This window comes from Flavobacterium sp. ov086, assembly GCF_900187965.1.
In the GTDB taxonomy this organism is placed as follows: Bacteria; Bacteroidota; Bacteroidia; order Flavobacteriales; family Flavobacteriaceae; genus Flavobacterium.
On the sequence record NZ_FZNL01000012.1, the window covers coordinates 22,368 to 42,954 of the forward strand.

Sequence of the window (20,587 nt, forward strand, 5' to 3'; positions counted from 1 at the left end):
AACTTAGTTTTTAAGGATTAAATGGGTGTCCAATTGCGGATAAAGCGTTTTTAGATCGGTCAAAATAGCAATGCAATTTGCCTTATCCTGAATCGTTACAGTCGCCGAAACAGCATCAATAATTTCTGTTACAAAAATTGCAGCTTCTTCGTCCTTTTTTCCTTCCTGATGTAAGAATTCAAAAATACGCTGTTTGGCAATTCGGGCTTTGTGCACACGGGTCAAAACAGAACGGAAATAGAAATCAAGTTCTTTTAACTTCAGGAGATTATCTGTAGCATACGTATTTAGATAATTCGTTACAAAAAACTGAATGTTTACGCTAGGATGCTGGCTTAATTTCGTTAGATAAGTTACACCATCATCCGGATTAAAATATCGGGTAATTATTTCTTTTCCAAATTGTTCCACAGCCGGCAATACAGAATCTACAATACTAATCAGGCATTCTAAATCCCAATCGGTTTCGTCAAATTCAGTTTTGAAAAAATGAAAAGCAAATGCTCTTGTATCGTCCCAGGTTGTATCTAATATTGCCAATGCATTATTTCTTTCTGCTCGAATGCGCTCTTTTTTGTCCATAAAATAATTCCAGCACCATTGTCTGATAGCAAGGATTTCATGGTTTCCTAAAGAGATAATCTGGCGAATTGTAAAATCATCTTTTTGGGCATATTTTTTCAAGATCTCGTAACCGGTCAATTGACTTTCTCTGTAATTAGCGTGAATCAATTTGATAACATCCCGAGGATTTAATGCGGTATTCCAATGACTTTCGGTTTCTTCAAGGATATATTTTTTGAAAGCCAAATGTGCGCCTTCAAATTTTTCTTTCCTAATCATAGCATAAACTGCATCCGGAAGTGCAATGTCAATTATAGTAGATTGTGATTTACCCAACTTTGTAATAAGCTCCAAAACATCTTCAAGAACATCTTGATACTGATTGTGGAATAAATCTAACAAAAAGTTACTATTTGCTAAGAGATAATCCTGCTGATAATTGTTTAAAAGCTGAATTCCATTTTTTCTAATTTCGACACTATCATCTTCTAAAAAGAGTGCTATTAACGAAAATGGAATTTCTTTAGAATCCACTTTTTCAGATTTTAGAATTAAAATATTGCTGGCAAGTAAATTATTAGTTTTTAGATCAGAAGAAATTAAACGTGCCACAATATCCCAGCTTAATTGTTCCAGTTGTGAGGTAGCTATTTTTTTAAGCCTTTCGATTGCCAGAGTTGCGAGATTATTGTTTACTGCAGATTCTTCGAATGTAAGGAGTTCAACGATTACTTTTCCGGTAATTACTTTGGCTTTATCTTCTGTAAATGCAAAGTTTTCTAAGGTGCTTGTTATCCAGTTTTTTAAATCAGGAATTTCGTTAAATATCAATTTTACAACACATTCAATATCATTCAGAAATAACGCTTTGTTTGCTTCAATGTGGTTTTTAGACCAATTTCTGGCAACTGAGGTTTTAGAATTTAATACAGCTGCAATAAAACCAACCTGAGTAGAAAGTGTATCATTTTTTAAGAGAATTGTTTCGAATCCTAAATTGTTTGGAATCGTAAAATTGCTGTTCAATAAATTTAATATACTTGCTTCATCAAAACGATTGATTAAAGTATTATAATCGTTTCTAGACTTTAAATTTTGATAAGCAAAGTTATGAATCACATTCATTTGCGCTTCCATTATAAGCTGAATGTAAGCTTCAGGAAAAGCGTCCCAATGTTCCGGAAACAATTCAAAACGAGTTGTGGGAATTTCCACGATTGGTTTTGGTTCTTCAGGAACGATCAGACTTTGAGGTTTTTTCTCTGTTTCTTTTTTACCGAAAAAAGTTGAAAACGCTTTTTTAGCAACATCCAATACAGATCCGGAACTCTCAGATGACGAGTTGTTTACGTTTTTTTCCTGATTGGTTACTTTTTCACTTATTTTGGTTACCTGATTTGGATCGTAATAATAGTTTTTGCTCGAGAAAACTTCCTGATTTAAAATGAATTTCATCTTTGAAGTGAAAATTCGTTTCTTATCATTCCCAAATAAGATGGTTGAAAGTAATGCCAAATTCGAACACTCCGGATAATCTACTACGGTATAATAATATTTTTTATCATTATAATTGTATTGTCCATAAGTGTTTATGGGTGATTTATCGGCTTTGGTATAATCATTCTCTGTATACTTTGATAAAATTGATACAGCAAATTTGAGGTACTTTTTTGAATCTGTTTCAGCATCCATTTCTTTCAAAAAGCGAAGACTGTTTTTCTGGAAATAAAGTTTGGTTAGATTCGAGAAAGCGATTCTGGTATCTTCTCTGCGAAGCTGTTCTCCCAATGAAGGGGTTCTTGTAAACATTGGGTTTTCATTCTCAAATCGATACGCAAGAACAGCGATAACATCTGCATCGTTTCTTATATGAGCCAGTTTGTAAATGGCTCTAATGTGCTTGAAATATGGCGGCCTGAACGGAACTGCTTCCAGTAAGAAAACCACGATTTCATGTAGTTTATTCTCAAATTTTGCAACTAAGTATAAAGCTGTCAGATAATTGATAGAATTGTTCCCTAGTTCTTCCTTTAGAAAAATCACTAGTGAATCGAAATCTTTTTTATCGACATAATATCTTGCTTCCTGAGGAATTGTCTCAAGAATTGTTGAAATATGTTTTTGTAATTCTACCTCTTTTAAGATTCCTAATAAACCTTCGTGCGCCAGATTTCGGATATATTCTTTTTGTTTGCCTTGTTGTAAAGCGTATGATTTGAAAACGTCTTCTGCTGTTGTGGATTTAAGTTTTATCAAAGCCCAAATTGCAGAATAGGTTTGTAAGTCATCTCCTTTTGATACTAATTTAATAATATAAGGAATGGCTTCCTGCATGTTCAATAATCCCGCTTTCCAAATAACACGACTGGTTTTCCAGTATGTTTTAAAAGTTTGTTTGCCCAATACAGCATCTTCCAGACGTTGAAGAATAACACCATTTATAGAATCAGGTTCTACGCTTTCTAAGGAAGGAAGATCTATTAATGTTTCTATTTCTGAAGCATATCCTTTAACTTTTTTTTCGTTTTCAAGTTTGTCAAAAATGATTTGTGCTTTTTCAGCCGAAACATATTCCGGTGTTTTAGTTCCGTCTTTCAAAACACTTCCTCTTCGTCCGTATCTAAAATTTACCACATAATTAGCAGCATCGATAGCACAAAGGTCGATTTCGTATACTTTATCTGAATTCCCTTCTTTATAGAAAAGTTTAATCTGTTTAATTAATTTCATAATTGAAAAGGGTATTAATTAAAAAATATTCCACCAGTTTTCCGGCTTGTTTTCCGTTAGTACTTCTTTTATTTCCGCAACAACAGGAACAGGGATTTCAGTCACTTTTTCAGGAACATTTGTTTTTTCTATATGCGGTAAACCGTGTTTATTTATAATGGTTTTCAATTTCTCCTTTAATACAATTCCTTTTTCGGGATTCACCATAAAGACATAATTGATGTAACCTTCTACGGCATTGATTAAGTGAATGGCTTTTCCCCATTGCTGGTCTTTCCATCCGTTTTTTTCAATATTGTGTAATACTGCGCGAAATTTTCGCAGCTGAATTCTGTCGATATTTAGTTTGGTATTTACAACAACTCCGGTAACCTTTTGCTGCATGCCTTTTCGCATAACATGCACTTTGTCAGGATGAATTACAAAACCTTCGGATTCAATTATTTTTTTGGTATAGAATAATAATTTGGAAACATTTTGAGCATTTTCTTCCGTTGTAGAAAAACTCATATCGTCTGCATAACGCGTATAGCTAAAATTTAATTTCTTGGCTAAACCGTTGATTTTTTTATCCATTTTATAAACAATCATATTGCTTATGGCAGGACTTGCAGGAGAACCCTGAGGTAATTTGCGTTCGCCGGATTGTACATAATAAGTAACTCCGTCGAGTGTGGTTTCATTAATTTCAGAGTAGGTACATAACAAACCTAAAATTGTAGCAAGCTCTTCTGAGTAGCCTATTTTATGAAATAATCCTTTTACCCTTTTATAGGTTACAGTTGGGAAAAAATCTTTTAGATCGATGTTAACCACAATGTCTTTATTAACGTGTGGTTTGGCATTGGTTACAATAGAACGCTCTTTTATAAAACCATGCGCTTCATCTGTAAAAGGTATTTTATGAAGTATATTTTCTAAAATCCAGTTTTGGATTTCTTTTAATTTTGGTTTTGGAGCCGATATTTTGCGTTTACCGCCTGATTTTTTTTCAAGCTCAAAAGTATGGTAATGGTTAATTTTAGATACTTTTCTGTTGTAAGCAAGATATTGTAATGCTTTCAAATCGATTTGCATGCTTTTTGCCAATGCTAATGCATCTTCGAAAACAGGCAAATTATATTTTTGTAAAATATCAGAATTGGTTTCTTTAATATTTAAACCTTTTGAAACGGATTCCCCTAAATATAGAATTTGCTGCTCTTGCAATAATTTCCAGTTTTCGGCTTTCTCTATTCTTTTTTTCTCTTGGTTTAATTTGGTTTCAACCCTTTTTTCTTTGGCAAGTTTCATTCGTGCTTTACGCATTTCAAGAATCATTGCTTCTCTGTTGCTAAACTTTCTATCTTGTGCCAGAAGTTCATTTAATTCCTTCTCAATCCTTACTTCCTGATTAATTAGAATTTCAGATAGAGTAGGTTCAGATCCTGATTGCCAAAATCCTAAACGTTGCATTTCTTCTAATATGTAGCTATCCTTTGAGGTAGCTCTTATTCTATCATAAATTTGTTGTTTACTAAGCTGTTCAGACATATTACAATCGCTATTTTACATTAAAAAGCCCTATTGCAGCAATAGGGCTTAAAGTTTAAAACCTTCGTATTTTCTAAGGACTATGTCTATCAACTCCCGAGAAAGGGTACTATACGTACAGTTAATCTCGAGGAGGTGGAACCGAAACTGTACGTATAGTACCCTTTCTCATCCATAAGATAGAAGTAGTGCTGAATGTTAAATAATTTTACATCGATGACGAAACATCATCATTTTCTTTATACAAGAAAAGCAAGGTATTTCTTAAACTCAAAACAAACATACTAAAAAACTTTTAATTGAATGCTACCAAAATGAAAAATAGAGTACTCTTTTTTTAACATTTTTTCAAACTTTATTAATCACGTAAAATAAGGCTTTTATATTGCGAAAAATTAAAAAAGGCTGTTCCAAAAGAACAGCCTTTTTCGTTGGTTATATTATTTTGATTTATTAATTCTGACCATAGATCTTAACGTAAAGATCTTTGTAAATTTCTTTAATAATTTTACGTTTTAATTTTAATGTAGGAGTCAATTGTCCGCCATCGATAGACCAAACATCAGGAGTTAACTCAAAACGTTTGATTTTTTCCCAGTGTCCAAATTTCTCATTAATACCTTCAACTTCTTCGTCGATACGTTTAATGACATCAGGATTTTGGCTGATTTCTTTGTCCGTGCTTCCTAAAGTTATTTTGTGAATTTTTGCCCATTCTTTTACAAATTCAAAATTTGGCTGAATAAAAGCTGCCGGCATTTTTTCGCCTTCACCAATAACCATAATTTGCTCAATAAAACGAGATTGTTTCATTGCGTTTTCGATCAATTGAGGAGCAATATATTTTCCGCCAGACGTTTTGAACATTTCTTTCTTACGATCGGTAATTTTCAAGAAACCTTCACTGTCAATTTCTCCAATATCTCCTGTGTGGAAATATCCGTCTTGCAAAGCTTCGGCAGTTTTCTCAGGATCTTTGAAGTAACCTAGCATTACATTTGGTCCTTTGCAAAGGATTTCTCCATCTGCAGCAATTTTAACTTCAACGTTGCGAATTACTTTTCCAACAGTTCCAATTTTGAAACCTTTATTTCTTTGATCGTTTACCGCAATTACGGGAGAAGTTTCAGATAAGCCGTAACCTTCCATAACCGGAATTTCGGCAGCAGCAAAAACTCTTGCTAATCGTGGTTGCAAAGCAGCACTTCCGGAAACCATTAAATCAAGATTTCCTCCTAAACCTTCTTTCCATTTGCTGAAAATAAGTTTTCGTGCTATTTTCAATTGAAATTCATACCAGGCACCATTGGCTCCGTATGGTTCGTATTTTAAGCCTAAATCAATCGCCCAGAAAAATAATTTTTTCTTGATACCAGTTAATTCAGTTCCTTTTGCATAAATTTTATCGTAAACTTTCTCTAAAAGTCTTGGTACCGCTGTCATAACAGTTGGTCGAACTTCTTTTAGGTTGTCGCTAATCTTGTCAATTGATTCTCCAAAATAAACTGAAACACCATAATATTGATAGATGTACAAAATCATCCTTTCAAAAATATGGCAAATAGGCAAAAAGCTCAAAGCTGTACTTTTTCCCGGATCAAATGGAATTCTTGGGGCGCTGTCTAAAACATTCGAAACAATATTTTTGTGTGAAAGCATTACACCTTTAGGTCTTCCTGTAGTTCCTGACGTATAAATAATAGTGGCTAAATCATCAGTATGAATACTATCTTTTCTGGCATCAACTTCGCTTTGATTGCTTTCGTCTTCGCCTAATAATAATAGTTCACTCCAGTGTTTGCAGCCTGCGATTTCGTTAAAAGAATAAACTTCTTTTAAAGTTGGTACATTCGCTTTGATGGCGTTTACTTTTTGAAGTACTTCGTCATCAGATACAAAACAGTAAATACTACCGCTATGGTTTAATATGTACTCGTAATCCTCTTCAGAAATTGTTGGATAAATTGGAACGTTCTGTGCTCCAGTTTGCAGAATACCAATATCCATGATATTCCATTCCGTACGATTATTAGAAGTGATTAATGCAATTTTATCATCTTTTTGAACACCAATACGCAGTAATGCTCTCGAAACAGCATTTGCTTTTGCAATATATTCCTGGCTAGATGTTTTTTCCCAGACCCCGTTTTTTTTAGTTGCCAGAGCAACTGGAAGGTTGTAAGTTTCTTGTTGATAATAGGGAAAATCAAAAAGGCGTGTGATTGAAACCATGTTTAAAATGTTGAATTTTATCGCAAATTAACTAAAAAATAGGTATAATTTTTAATTTTGTGAAATTTTATAGCAAAAATTATAGGTACTCTTAAAAATCAACGAAAACGTTTTCTTTTTTGTAGTAATTTTTAGAAAAATCAAGAAATATTTAATTTGTCACTATAAATTTTGAGTAAATTATTGAACATTGTAGTCTACATATTCTTTTACTCTTTCTCCCATCAGAAACATTTTTTTCTTGGTAAAATGAATAGAAAATTGAGAATAATTCCATGTTTCACTATCATTGGTTCTGTACCAAAATGTATATGTGGCACTATTAAAACCTTCTCTAAATACCGGAATTCCTTCATCTGTACATTCGATTCCCCAATTGATCTTCTTTTTAGATAAATCATCAGACTGAATAACTCCTGTGCCATCAGGATTTAAAACCGTAGTTGGTTCTTTTTGTCCTGAAATTAAATAAGTTCCCGGAACTGGATAACCAATAGTGGTGGTAATAAAATGTTCTCGATTGTTGTAGTTAATTTGATCTACATGAACTTGAGAATAAGAATGTGTAGAAATAAAAAATAACGAAATAAATAGTACATGTAAAACTTTCATTCTTGTAGGTTTAATTGTTCTTGGAGTTGCAAAAAAAATCAGTGGCAGGATTTTTTTGCGAATATAGTTCAAATTTCTGTAGAAAAATGAATCCAAATTACAAGAATGAGTTTATTTTTTAACATTTTGATTCTGCCGGAATATTACTCCGTCGAAAATTGATTTTCTAATAAAATCTCCTTAAAATCAGATTTAAATGTATATGCAAACGTAAGCATCAAAGCACGTGTATCTGATTTATTAGTTCGATTGTTGCTAAACAAAGCAGTATTGTTTTTGTATCCACTTTCAAGCGTATTAAACATATCGGTGACAACCAATCCTAAACGGGCATTTCCCTTTCCTAGCTTTTGCTGAAAACCTATGTCGACATTATAAATCGGAATTCTTTTTCCTTGCGGAGTCGCTAATGCGGAGTTATAATTTCCAATAATCTGAAGTTTTCCACCTTTCCAGGGAACAAAATTATTGATGATTTTTCCGTACCAGCTAAATGCATTACTCACAACATCCTGAGCCAGATTTGAAGCATTTATATTCTGCTGAAAAGCTGTTACACTAATATTAGCATCATAAAAACCAATTGGTTTTAAACTGAAAATTGTTTCTACTCCATAAGTAATAGTACTTCCGATGTTTTTCGGCATTAATAAAATCACACCATTGTCCATCAATTCAGCGTATTGTTTAATAGTATTGGTAGCATTTCTATAAAAAGCATTGGTAGAGAAAGAGTATTTTGTCCACTCCTTATTATAACTCATTTCGGCAATATGAATAATTTCAGGTTTCAAATATGGATTTCCACTATGCGGGTTCAAGGCATCTGTAATATCTACAAATGGATTCAACTGGTCTAACTCCGGGCGATTGATACGTTTACTATAGCCAATTTTAAAGAAAGCATCAGATTTTAAATTCAATTGTAAAGAAGCCGAAGGAAAAAGTTTTAAATAGTCATTGTTAAACTTGTCGCTATTGTTTTTTGTTGCCCCATTGTTAGAAACATTTTCTGCACGTAATCCTAAATTGTATTTCCATTTTGGATTTTCCTTGTCACCAATAAAAGAATTCAGCATTCCGTAAATCGCATTTATCTGCTCATTAAATTTAAAAGTATTGCTCGAAATTGGATTGACCACATATTCGCCATTAACTAAATCAGCAGTTTCAAAATCTGAATCAAAAAAGCGAAATGTTCCCTTGTAACCAGTTTCTATGATTGATTTTTCTGAAACTGGAAAGGCATAATTTACAATTGCGTTGGAGATATTTTCGTTATCATAATTATGTGTTCGTTGTAATAAAATATCACCAAGCTGTTCCTGATACTGATCGTAATTATAAGTATCAATGTTGGTGTTTTCCTTGTCTTTATTGAATGATGAGGTAATGCTCGCGTTTAGACTTTTTCGATCATCCGAAAATTTTCGATCATAATTAAAAGCCAGTTCACCAACTTTTGAACGTTCTAATTCTAATGAATGTCTTCTGTTGTCTGAGTAAAATTGATTCGCGCTCGTATTGACATGTGTATACAAAGTTTCATCATTATCCTGAGTTTCCAGATTTCCTAGAGCTTCAAATGAAAAGCTGTTTCTTTCGTTAGGAGAAAAATCGATATTCAGTTTTAAATTCTGTAAACCTTCAGTGCGTTCGTCATTTCGTTTTTGATTAATGAAATGTTCATCATCAATAAAATAGTTTGTTCTTTCCGCATTTATTTTTTTTGTTCGGCCGGCAAAGCGATTGTCATATCCCAGACCAAAATTCCATTTCTCCGTTTTATGATTTAAAAGTATCGAGCTGTTTACTCTTCCTTTGGCACCAAAACCACCGCCCAGAACCATTGCGCCGTTCATACCACTTTGGTTGTTTTTCTTCAGTTTGATATTAATGATTCCACTTTCGGCATTAGCATCATACTTTGCTGTTGGATTACTGATTATTTCAATGCTTTCTATACTGCTTGCTGCAATTTGATCCATGTTGGTAATTGCCGAGTTTTTTCCGTTTATCAAAATCATCGGAGACTTACCTCGCAAAGTTATTCCGCCTTCGGCATCTACTGCAACAGTCGGAATACTTTTAAGCATATCGGTTGCTGTTCCTCCGGATTGCGAAATATTCGAAACAGCATTAAAAATAAAGCCTTCATCTGTTTTCTGAATTTGTTTTTTGGCAGAATTAACCACAACAGTATTCAGTAAATTGGTGTCATTTTGTAGCGTAATGGTTCCAATAGAAATTGGCGAACCTGTAAATTTTACTTTTTGAATATTGGTTTTAAACCCAATCAATTTGAATTGCAATTGATAATCTCCGGAAGGCACATTATCTAAAGAAAAATTCCCGGAAGCATCTGTTACGGCATAATTGGCCACTTTTGTAGAATCACTTGCGGTTTTTAAAATAACGTCAACAAATTCTATTGGAAGTTTTCCGTCAGAAATAGTCCCTTTTATAGAAGACTGGTTTTGACCAAAAGAAAACTGGCTTATTGTAAATAAGAGAATTAATAGTAAGAGGTTTTGTTTGCAATTTTTCATGCAACAAAGATATTTATCCCTGTAAATACGCTTGCTTAAACTGCCTTAAGATATTATTAAATTAGTCTTAGATGATATTTAATTTATTTTATAGTTTTTTTTTCGGAATAAAAAAAGGGTGTTTTTCCCCTATAAGAAACAGGAAAAACCACTGATGATTTAAAATGCAGTAATACTATTTTTATTTTATTAAAATGCGTAAGCCGAAAAGCAAAAGAGTAGGTATTAATTTTAAACTAAAATAAGATGTTAACGGCTCTTTTAGCAATGTTCTGGTGGGGAATCGTATGTCAATATTTCCACGATTTTCAAAAAAAATAAAATAAAAATGCCTCAGCTTAGGGATAGCGCTGAGGTATTTTTACACAAAATCTGAGGCCGGTTTATGCTTCGAAATAGAGTACGAATTTTTTGGGGGAAATTCGTAAAATTGCTTCACCTGCAATCGTTCAGGTCGTAGTAAAAAAAAAAGCGTTCGTATTTCGAACGCTTTTTTCATAAAATATATTTCTTAGATTTTTTCAATCCATTTTCTTGCATTAACAAAAGCTTCATGCCAAGGCGAAACTTCGTCGTTTCTGTCTTTTGGATAATGAGCCCAGTTCCATTGGAAAGTTGAACGCTCAATATGCGGCATCATAACCAAATGTCTACCAGTTTTATCACACATCATAGCGGTGTTATAATCAGATCCATTAGGGTTTGCAGGATATCCTTCGTAAGCATATTTAGAAACAATGTTGTAGTTTTCTTCTGCAAGAGGCAAATTGAATTTTCCTTCTCCGTGAGAAACCCAAACTCCTAAAGTACTTCCGGCCAATGTAGATAACATAACTGAATTGTTTTCCTGAACTTTTACAGATGTAAAAATACTTTCGTGTTTCTGACTCTCGTTATGTAATAATTTTCCATGAACTTCATGCTCCGGATTAATTACTTCTAATTCCATAAACAATTGACAACCGTTGCAGATTCCAACAGATAATGTATCTTCTCTTTTGAAGAATTTATCCAAAGCCGTTTTTGCTTTTTCGTTGTATAAGAAAGCTCCCGCCCAACCTTTGGCAGAACCTAAAACATCCGAGTTAGAGAATCCTCCAACAGCACCAATAAACTGAATATCTTCAAGGGTTTCACGACCCGAAATTAAATCCGTCATGTGAACGTCTTTTACATCAAATCCTGCCAAATACATTGCATTTGCCATTTCGCGCTCAGAATTACTTCCTTTTTCACGAATAATAGCTGCTTTTGGTCTTGGTTTAGAATTGTCGATTTCTGGTTTTTTTCCTGTAAAATGTGCTGGGAAAGTATATTGTAAAACTTGATTTTTATAGTTTTCAAAACGTGCCTGAGCTCTTCCGTTTTTAGATTGTTTTTGATCTAATAAATAAGAAGTTTCAAACCAAATATCTCTGTAAGTTGGAATGTCTAATTTATATTCTCCAAATTCTAAAGTTGCAGTACTTTGAACTGAACCAATTTTGAAAAATTCGATATTGTTCGCTTTTAATTTTGCTTCAACAGCTGAATCAGATTTAGCTTGAAAAACGATTCCGATGTTTTCTGCGAAAAGAATTTTCAAAAGATCTTTTTCCGCGAAAGCTGAGAAATCAATTTTTGCACCCAAATTTACATCAGCAAAACACAATTCTAATAAAGTTGTGATTAAACCACCGCTTCCGATATCGTGACCTGCTAAAATTTGGCTTTCGCCGATTAATTCCTGAATCGTATTAAAAGCATTTTTGAAGAAAGAAGCGTCTTTTATAGTAGAAGTTTCGTTTCCAATCGTGTTTCTAATTTGTGCAAAAGACGAACCTCCTAATTTGAAATCATCCTGAGACAAATTGATATAATAAATAGAATCTCCGTTTTCCTGTAAAACAGGTTCAACTACTTTTCTAATATCTGTACAGTTTCCTCCGGCAGAAATAATAACCGTTCCCGGCGCAATTACTTCGTCGTTTGGATATTTTTGTTTCATCGAAAGTGAATCTTTTCCTGTTGGAATATTGATTCCCAATTCGATTGCAAAATCTGAACAACCTTCAACAGCAGCATATAAACGAGCGTCTTCACCTTCGTTTTTACAAGCCCACATCCAGTTTGCAGATAATGAAATTCCTTTTAAACCATCTTTAATTGGCGCCCAAACAATGTTTGATAACGATTCTGCAATAGCATTTCTACTTCCCGCAACCGGATCAATCAAAGCCGAAATAGGAGCGTGCCCAATAGAAGTTGCGATTCCTTCTTTTCCTAAATAATCCAGAGCCATAACTCCAACATTATTTAAAGGTAATTGCAATGGACCTGCATTTTGTTGTTTCGCAACTTTTCCACCCACACAACGGTCCACTTTATTAGTCAACCAGTCTTTTGAGGCAACAGCTTCAAGACGTAAAACATCTTGTAAATATTTTTCGAAATCTGCCTTGTCATAAGAAACATCAGCATATTTTCTATCGATAGTTTTATCTGTCATAACCGTTTTTGGAGAACTTCCGAAGAAATCTTCTAAAGCATAATCCATCGGTTTTGAACCATTTGATTTTGATTCGAAAGTAAAACGGTGATCTCCCGTTACATCTCCAACCTGATACATTGGCGAACGCTCTCTGTCAGCGATTCTTTGCAAAATATCAATATCTTTTTGACCAATAACCAATCCCATTCTTTCCTGAGATTCGTTACCGATGATTTCTTTTGCAGAAAGTGTAGGATCTCCAACAGGTAGTTTATCCAAATCGATTAATCCACCAGTTTCTTCCACCAATTCCGAAAGACAATTTAAGTGTCCTCCAGCTCCGTGATCGTGAATAGAAACAATTGGATTGTGATCGCTTTCTACTAAACCACGAATCGCGTTTGCTGCACGTTTTTGCATTTCCGGATTCGAACGTTGGATTGCATTTAATTCAATTCCTGAACCAAAAGCTCCTGTATCTGCAGACGAAACCGCAGCTCCACCCATTCCGATTCTATAATTTTCTCCACCTAAGATTACGATTTTATCGCCTTCTTGTGGTTTCTTTTTAATAGCCTGATCTAGTTTTCCGTATCCAATTCCACCAGCTTGCATGATTACTTTATCGTAACCAATTTTACGGTCATTTTCTGAATGTTCAAAAGTCAAAACCGAACCTGTAATAAGTGGCTGACCAAATTTATTTCCAAAATCAGAAGCTCCATTTGAAGCTTTGATCAAAATATCCATTGGAGTTTGGTACAACCATTTTCTTTCTTCAACTGCATTTTCCCATTTTCTGTCGTCGTTCAAACGAGAATAAGAAGTCATGTAAACGGCAGTTCCTGCTAGTGGCAATGAACCTTGTCCTCCAGCTAAACGGTCACGAATTTCTCCTCCAGATCCTGTTGCAGCTCCGTTGAAAGGCTCAACTGTTGTTGGGAAATTGTGTGTTTCTGCTTTTAAAGATAAAACCGAATTAAATTCTTTTATCTCGTAATAATCAGGTTTGTCAGCTGTTTTTGGTGCAAACTGCTGCACTTTTGGTCCTTTTACAAAAGCAACATTGTCTTTGTAAGCAGACACGATATCGTTAGGATTTTCCTGTGATGTTTTTTTGATTAATTTAAAAAGAGAAGTTTCTTTTTCTTCACCATCAATAACAAAAGTTCCGTTGAAAATCTTGTGGCGACAGTGCTCAGAGTTTGCTTGTGAGAAAGCAAAGATCTCAGAATCCGTTAATTTTCTTCCCAGTTTTACAGCAAGATTATCTAAATAATCTACTTCTTCCTGACTTAAAGCCAAACCTTCTACTTTGTTATAAGTGGCAATATCATCGATTTCCAATATTGGTTCCGGTTGAACATTGATAGTGAAAATCTCCTGATCTAATTGATTAAATTTTTGAAAAAGCATCGGATCAAAATCAGTAAAATCTTCCGTTGCAGGATGAAATTCTTCAATTCTGATGATGCCCGGAATACCCATATTTTGAGTAATCTCTACAGCATTTGTACTCCAAGGTGTAATCATAGTGGCACGAGGACCAACAAAAAAATCCGACAAGGCGGATTTTTCGATCTTATTAGAGTTGGCAAAAAGCCAGTTTAGTTTTGAAATGTCTTGAGCCGAAATTTCGTTTTGCGTTTGTACTGCAAAAACAGTTTTGCTTTGGTTTTCAAAGAAATGGATCATTGTGATGTGTAGTTTGTTGTATTGAAGTGCAAATTTAGTTTAAATAAATAGTAAGCGCAAATTTGAAAACAAACTCTTTTAAACTTTTTGCCACAAAGATTCTAAGGCGCAAAGTTTTTTTGTTTCTCGCAGATTTGGCAGATTGAGCAGATCAAAGAACTGAATGAAAAATTTACACAGATTTAAAATAAAAATCCAATCAATAAAAATCTGCTCAATCTGCCAAATCTGCGAGAGAACTTTTTTTGAATTTTAGTAAAACAAAAAAAGAGCGGCAATATTGCCGCTCTTAAATTTAGTAAGCACTCGTTTTAAATTAGTTGATAATGATCTTTTTATTAAAAGTTTCAGAACCTTTATTAATACGAACAATGTAGATGCCTTTTGGCAAATTATTTATCGTAGATAATGAATCAGTGATGTTTGATTTCTCAAATACTTTCTGACCTAATATTGAAATTATCTCGATAGAATAGGGTGCTTCTATAGTATTAAAATAAATTGTAAAGTTCCCGTTAGAAGGATTTGGATATAAAATAATTCCTTTATAATCAAGAGTAGTTTCTGTCGCTGTTTCAAGAGTTGTTGTATCTTTTACTAGTTTTGCTCCTAAGTTTGAGCAAGTATCTGTAGTGAATGAATCCCATTGAGAAGCCAGATTAAAAGTAGTGCTTGGAGCTGTAACCGTTGATTTTCTTCTTAAAGTAACATCGATCGCAAAATTTGCGGTTCCACCATTAAAAGTTCCGATGATATCAATTAGAACTCCGTTTTTGAATAAACCAACAGCATCATTTCCGTTAAAAGTTAATTCAGTAGCAGTGGTTGATATATTTGCTGAGCTTGTTGGATAACAGCTTGAAGCCATTGAACTGTTTACGATCGTGAATTTACTTCCGCTAGCTAAGGTTCCGCTCAAAGCTAAACCTGTGCTCCATGATCCGGCACCGTTTGTTTGTTTTTTAATAGTATAAGCAGATAAACTTACAGAAGCACCAGTATTGTTAGCAATTTCCAGCGCTTTATTGTTTCCTGAACCTTCAATATATTCAGAGAAAAGTAGGTCAATTGCTGTTCCGCCAGTTCCGCCGCTGCTGTTAGTTGTAACGGCGATTGTATTACTTGATACCGATGTGTTTCCTGCAGCATCTATTGCTGTAACATTTATATTATAACTTGTAGAAGCTGTTAAACCTGTAATGGTAGCTGTTAAGCCAGTTACTGTAGTTTTTAAAACGCCATTTGAATATACATTATATCCTGTCACGCCAACATTATCTGTAGAAGCATTCCATGCAACAGTAATAGAAGTAGCTGTTTTTGTAGTAGAAGCTAAACTTGTTGGAGCGGTTGGAGCCTGAGTATCTGCAGAAGGATTCCAAATTTGATTTACATATTCAGGATGATCGATATATGGATTTCTATTATTCTGACGGGCATAAATTGCATTGTTTCTTGCAATTTCTCTTGCGCTTACCGGATCTTGTGCATTCCATGCCAAAAGAATATTTAAAAATGCTGTTGTAAATACTTTATTACTGGATCCGTCGAACATCGCGTATGTATATCCTGCAACAGTGTTCTCATAACGAGTTGCAAAGTAGAAATACATTCTGGCAATGTCACCTTTAAACTCGTTGATAGGTTCAAAAACAGTTCCTGAATATCCGGAAGTTGAATTTGGACCTAATTTTCCGCCGTTTTGAGAAATGTAAGTTGGTGTGCTCACTACTCCGTGTGGGTAATTTGAACGAACACCATTTACTTTTCCGTCAGTTGGAGTAATAAAATGAGCATCGGAAACCATTGGAGATTGCTCATTAAATACAGATTGTGGAATAATATGTTCTCTGTTATAACAATCGCCTTCTACAGAATAGCTTCCGCATCTTTGTGTGGTTCCTGTACTATAATTATAAGGATCTGTTCCTGCTGGATTTTCTGAATACATGTCCAGAACAGTTCCATCGTTTTCATAAAAATTATCAACATCAGAAGTTTGGTAGGTGGTGTACAAACCAGCATATCCGTTATCGGTATGGCCTTTAATAATATTGTATAATTGTGTTTTTAGAGTGTAACCTGTTCCGGTTGCAGTGCTGTAATAACCGGATGGAATTTGGGCAAAAGTTGCCGTAAAAACGAATAATAATAGAAAAGAGTAGAGTTTTTTCATAAAAAATAGGTTTAAGATTTGGGTTAATAATAAATTGATTTTTAGTAAGTTAATTTATTTGTTGTAACAAATCTAGTATTTTTATGAATGCGTTGCGTTAAGGGAAGATTATTTTTAGCTATATTTTCTTACGGGTGGGTTTTGGCTGCGAAGTCGCTAAGACGCAAAGTTTTATTTTGTTTCTGATATCTTTTTTATGGCTTTTCTGTATTCTTTTTCAGATTTAGAACTGCCATCATCATTTATCTCAATATTATAATCATAAACTTTGAAGTTTTTGATTTTGTAGAATGCGGCCCAGTTTGTACCAGAAACCACATGACTTTCGATAATGTTATGTTTTGAATTGTAACTTGGGTTTTTTATCTCTTCAAAACCAATGACTTTTTTAAAATTATTTGTTTTGGGATTATATAAATATAAATTATAAGTCCAATTGCTTCGTACATCAGAGATATTTTGAACTAAAATATCTTTTACTTTATCATTATTAAAATCTTTAAATTCTATTTTTTGGGCGCTGCTAAAAATAGAATCTTTTATTAAAACTAAATTCTTATTATTTAGTTTTTGATTGATTATTAGAATTGAATTTTTTTCATTTTCATAACCATCTTTTTCGGTCTCAAAGTTTACTAGTTTTATTGTAATTCCTTTGTCTTTATAAATGGAATCACAATTAATTATAGTTGTGTTTTGTGCAAATGAATTGTTGTAAATTAAAAGGAAAATTATACATAAAATAGTTAATTTCATAGAATCCATTTGTATTTTAAATTTTAACTATTTAGGGAAATCTTTGCTCTGATAAGCACCCAAATCTGGTGGAGAAGTTCTTGTGGCTCCAATAATATCTAATGGAATGATATAAGTCTGATTTCCTTTCGCGAAAGCGGACGACGTATTATCGATATTGAATTTATTATTTGAAGCATCATAAAACTTAGGATTTTCATTTAGAATAATCTGATTGTAATGAACAGGATCTGTTTTAAACTGATAATCAGGATTTGTTGATGAACTGCTAAATTTTAATAGACAATTGTTTAATTGATATACAAATGCAGCATTGGTGTTTTTGTTCAAATTAAATTCGTTGGTGTTTGAACCATAAATAATACAATTGTTGAATGTTGCCTGAGTCAACGGACTGGTTTCCGGAGTTGCACCAGCCAGGGTATTGCTTAAATTCACAGCGAATTGTGAACTTGACCAATTGTTATTAAAAGTACAATGGGTAAAAAGATAGTTTCCGCCATAAACACAAGATAAACTTGCTAAACCAGTGTAATTAATTACAATATTTTCGCCATTAATTTTGGCATTTTGAGCCTGAATCCCATATTCAGCACAATTGTAAATCTGAGTGTTTTTAATTTGAATTGTGGTATCGTCCTGACCTTTAATATCCAAACCGGTAATAGCATTTTTTAATGTCAGATGATTTATAGCATGATTGGTACTTCCGTTTGATAGTATCACAGATTTCCATTGTCCGGGAATATCATCGTAGAGCGATTCTAATCGATCGCCTTCAAAAATAACTTCATTTTCTAATTTTTTGGTTGTTGAAGCTGTTCCGTTAATTTGCAAAGAAGCGTTATTGTCGACATAAAGTCCTGAATTGGCATGAAAAAATACTCGTGCTCCGGCATTAAAAGTGACAGTTTTATTTTGCGGAACTCCTGCGTAACCATAAATTACATATGGTTTTTGATTAGTAAAAATCAATTCATTTCCGTTAACAGGATCAGTTTCATTCAAATAAAAACCATCGACATCTTTGCCGTCTATTTTGATTTTTTCTTTAGTTCCGTCAGCGTTTTGTTTTGGATATAAAAAAACAGCATCCTGAATTAAGGTTACCAAAGCAACTTCCTGAAGATTTGCTCCGCTGTCAAATTGAATTTCATCGGTGTATAAAAAATCAGTTGGATTAGCGTCTGTAATATCTGCCGTGGTTTCTATAAAAATGTACAAACTGTCTTTGGCGAGAAGCGTAACATTAGTAAAAATTTTACCATTATTTCCACTCATTCCGTCAACGGTCATTCGGTATTTAGAACTTAAACCTTTTTTGAACTGAACGGTCGGAATCGAAATATCGTTTTTGCTTCTGTTGTACACTTTAAGCTGGTATGTGCTGGAACCAATGTTTTTAAAAACAGTATCCAGATAAACCGTGTCTTTTGAAAACTTTAAATCTCCGGAACTGGCAACAGTATCAAAATCTGTTCGACAGGAACTAAGTGCTAAAAGTATACCGAAAATGAAGAGTGCAAAATAGTGACGCATTTAAAATCTTTTTCTGTAAAAATAACAAAAAACTTACATGTTTGAAGCTGATTTTAAATAATAGAAATGTATTTTCTAATTTGTATCTCATCTTTTCTTTAATTTTACGATTTTAAAGCCTATTTTAAATGAATTACACAAAAGAACAAATATTAGAGCGTTGCAATCAGTTTTCTAAAAACACTTTGATGGAAACGCTAAAAATTGAATATATAGATGCAGGCGAAGATTTTTTAACTGCCAGAATGCCTGTAAATCCAAGTGTTCACCAACCTTTAGGATTATTACACGGAGGCGCTTCAGTGGCTTTGGCTGAAAGTGTGGGAAGTGCAGCTTCATTCTTTTTTATCAATCCAAAAGAACAAGAAGTTCGCGGAATCGAAATCTCTGCAAATCACTTAAAAAGTATTCGCGAAGGATTTGTTTTTGGTACAGCGCGCATCATTCATAAAGGAAGAAGTATTCATCTTTGGGAAATTAAAATTACCGATGAAGCCGGAAACCTGATTTCGCTTTGCAAATTGACCAATATGGTTTTGGATAAAAAGAAAGAGTAGAAAATATGAATGACTTTTTCTCTACAATAAAAAAACATCAAGAACAAAATTTACCTTTTGTAATTTATTCTAAACCTAATTCTTCGGCTATTTTTGGGCTCTTGCAGCAAAATGATACTTTGTACACGGTTTCGGATTATAGCGAGAAAGGGTTTGTTTTTGCTTCTTTTGATGAAAAACAACTGATTTTAATTCCGGAAGAAGAATCAAAAATTATTAGTGCCGAACAAACTAAAATCAATTTTGATTTTAATGAAATTGAGGATGCTAGTTTTGATTTAGAAGCTAGAAATCAATATGAAGATTTGGTTTTAAAAGGAATTGAAGCAATCAAAAACGACGAATTCAAAAAAGTGGTTCTTTCCAGAAGCGAGAAAATCGACTTAGTTAATTTTGATTTTAGCACCATTTTTCAACGTTTGATTCATTTATATCCAACGACTTTTTCGTATTGTTTTTTTCATCCTCAAATTGGGCTTTGGATGGGGGCAACGCCGGAACAATTATTGAAAGCGAGCGGAAATGTTTTTGAAACTACAGCTTTGGCCGGAACGCAGAAAGCGAATTTGGAAACCGAAATTTCCTGGCAGCAAAAAGAAAAAGACGAACAGCAATATGTGACTGATTTTATCGTAAAAAGATTGCGCGAAGTGGCTTCGTCTGTTGTGGTGACAGAACCGTATAGTATCAAAGCCGGATCAATCTGGCATATTAAAACAGATATTTCGGGAGTTTTAAACGATAATTCGACTTTAGAGGAGGTTATCGATACTTTGCATCCAACGCCGGCAGTTTGTGGCTTACCCAAAAAGAAAGCAAAAGCTTTTATCATTGAGAACGAAAATTATAACCGAACTTTTTATACTGGTTTTCTGGGGGAATTAAATAGCAGTTTTGCGAATAAGACGGTTAGTTCTGATTTATTTGTAAATTTACGCAGCATGCAAATCCAGGATAATAAAGCGATTTTATACATGGGTTGTGGTATTACAAAAGAAAGTATTCCAGAAAAAGAATGGGAGGAAAGCGTCAACAAATCGATGACAATGAAAAGAGTTTTGAGAATAGAAGAAAGAAAATAGAAGAAAGAAAATAGAAGAAAGAAAATAGAAGAAAGAAAATAGAAGAAAGAAGAAAGAAAATAGAAAATAGAAGAAAGATTAAAGAAAATAAG

The 20,587-nt window shown here is 33.7% G+C and carries 11 protein-coding genes; 2 read left to right on the forward strand and 9 right to left on the reverse strand.

The window, feature by feature from the left end:
• Positions 1–3: 3 nt before the first annotated feature.
• The 9 genes from CHB81_RS13915 to CHB81_RS13955 all read right to left on the reverse strand — a co-directional run bounded on the left by CHB81_RS13915 (position 4) and on the right by CHB81_RS13955 (position 18,856).
• Entirely contained in the window at positions 4–3,294 is a 3,291-nt protein-coding gene (locus CHB81_RS13915; RefSeq protein WP_089352469.1) for a WGR domain-containing protein, read from the reverse strand.
• 18 nt (positions 3,295–3,312) lie between these two features.
• Entirely contained in the window at positions 3,313–4,827 is a 1,515-nt protein-coding gene (locus tag CHB81_RS13920; RefSeq protein ID WP_089352470.1) for a reverse transcriptase family protein, read from the reverse strand.
• A gap of 453 nt (positions 4,828–5,280) precedes the next feature.
• Positions 5,281–7,059 (reverse strand): long-chain fatty acid--CoA ligase, encoded by a 1,779-nt coding sequence (locus tag CHB81_RS13925; RefSeq protein ID WP_089352471.1) that lies wholly within the window; start codon positions 7,057–7,059, stop codon positions 5,281–5,283.
• A gap of 180 nt (positions 7,060–7,239) precedes the next feature.
• Positions 7,240–7,671: a hypothetical protein gene (locus CHB81_RS13930; protein ID WP_089352600.1), complete on the reverse strand. Its 432-nt coding sequence runs from the start codon at positions 7,669–7,671 to the stop codon at positions 7,240–7,242.
• 143 nt (positions 7,672–7,814) lie between these two features.
• Positions 7,815–10,220, reverse strand: coding sequence for a TonB-dependent receptor (locus CHB81_RS13935; RefSeq protein ID WP_089352472.1), 2,406 nt, complete (start codon positions 10,218–10,220; stop codon positions 7,815–7,817).
• A gap of 511 nt (positions 10,221–10,731) precedes the next feature.
• Positions 10,732–14,385 (reverse strand): phosphoribosylformylglycinamidine synthase, encoded by a 3,654-nt coding sequence (gene purL / locus CHB81_RS13940; RefSeq protein ID WP_089352473.1) that lies wholly within the window; start codon positions 14,383–14,385, stop codon positions 10,732–10,734.
• Positions 14,386–14,701: 316 nt separating this feature from the next.
• Positions 14,702–16,561 (reverse strand): endonuclease, encoded by a 1,860-nt coding sequence (locus CHB81_RS13945; protein ID WP_089352474.1) that lies wholly within the window; start codon positions 16,559–16,561, stop codon positions 14,702–14,704.
• Between the two features lie 171 nt (positions 16,562–16,732).
• The gene (locus CHB81_RS13950) at positions 16,733–17,317 is read right to left on the reverse strand and encodes a hypothetical protein (protein ID WP_089352475.1); all 585 of its coding nucleotides are present in this window, start codon (positions 17,315–17,317) and stop codon (positions 16,733–16,735) included.
• A gap of 27 nt (positions 17,318–17,344) precedes the next feature.
• Positions 17,345–18,856, reverse strand: a complete 1,512-nt coding sequence (locus CHB81_RS13955) for a hypothetical protein (protein ID WP_089352476.1) — start codon at positions 18,854–18,856, stop codon at positions 17,345–17,347.
• A gap of 128 nt (positions 18,857–18,984) precedes the next feature.
• Here CHB81_RS13955 and CHB81_RS13960 point away from each other — a divergent pair, with 128 nt between their 5' ends.
• Together CHB81_RS13960 and CHB81_RS13965 are read left to right on the forward strand one after the other, a co-directional pair.
• Entirely contained in the window at positions 18,985–19,413 is a 429-nt protein-coding gene (locus CHB81_RS13960; protein ID WP_089352477.1) for a PaaI family thioesterase, read from the forward strand.
• A gap of 5 nt (positions 19,414–19,418) precedes the next feature.
• Positions 19,419–20,495: a chorismate-binding protein gene (locus tag CHB81_RS13965; protein ID WP_089352478.1), complete on the forward strand. Its 1,077-nt coding sequence runs from the start codon at positions 19,419–19,421 to the stop codon at positions 20,493–20,495.
• Positions 20,496–20,587: the final 92 nt, after the last annotated feature.

Coding starts and splice junctions, on each gene's coding strand:
- CHB81_RS13945 (WP_089352474.1), bottom strand. CDS start 16,561: ATGAAAAAACTCTACTCTTTTCTATTATTATTCGTTTTTACGGCAACT.
- CHB81_RS13920 (WP_089352470.1), bottom strand. CDS start 4,827: ATGTCTGAACAGCTTAGTAAACAACAAATTTATGATAGAATAAGAGCT.
- CHB81_RS13935 (WP_089352472.1), bottom strand. CDS start 10,220: ATGAAAAATTGCAAACAAAACCTCTTACTATTAATTCTCTTATTTACA.
- CHB81_RS13915 (WP_089352469.1), bottom strand. CDS start 3,294: ATGAAATTAATTAAACAGATTAAACTTTTCTATAAAGAAGGGAATTCA.
- CHB81_RS13950 (WP_089352475.1), bottom strand. CDS start 17,317: ATGAAATTAACTATTTTATGTATAATTTTCCTTTTAATTTACAACAAT.
- CHB81_RS13955 (WP_089352476.1), bottom strand. CDS start 18,856: ATGCGTCACTATTTTGCACTCTTCATTTTCGGTATACTTTTAGCACTT.
- purL (WP_089352473.1), bottom strand. CDS start 14,385: ATGATCCATTTCTTTGAAAACCAAAGCAAAACTGTTTTTGCAGTACAA.
- CHB81_RS13965 (WP_089352478.1), top strand. CDS start 19,419: ATGAATGACTTTTTCTCTACAATAAAAAAACATCAAGAACAAAATTTA.
- CHB81_RS13960 (WP_089352477.1), top strand. CDS start 18,985: ATGAATTACACAAAAGAACAAATATTAGAGCGTTGCAATCAGTTTTCT.
- CHB81_RS13925 (WP_089352471.1), bottom strand. CDS start 7,059: ATGGTTTCAATCACACGCCTTTTTGATTTTCCCTATTATCAACAAGAA.
- CHB81_RS13930 (WP_089352600.1), bottom strand. CDS start 7,671: ATGAAAGTTTTACATGTACTATTTATTTCGTTATTTTTTATTTCTACA.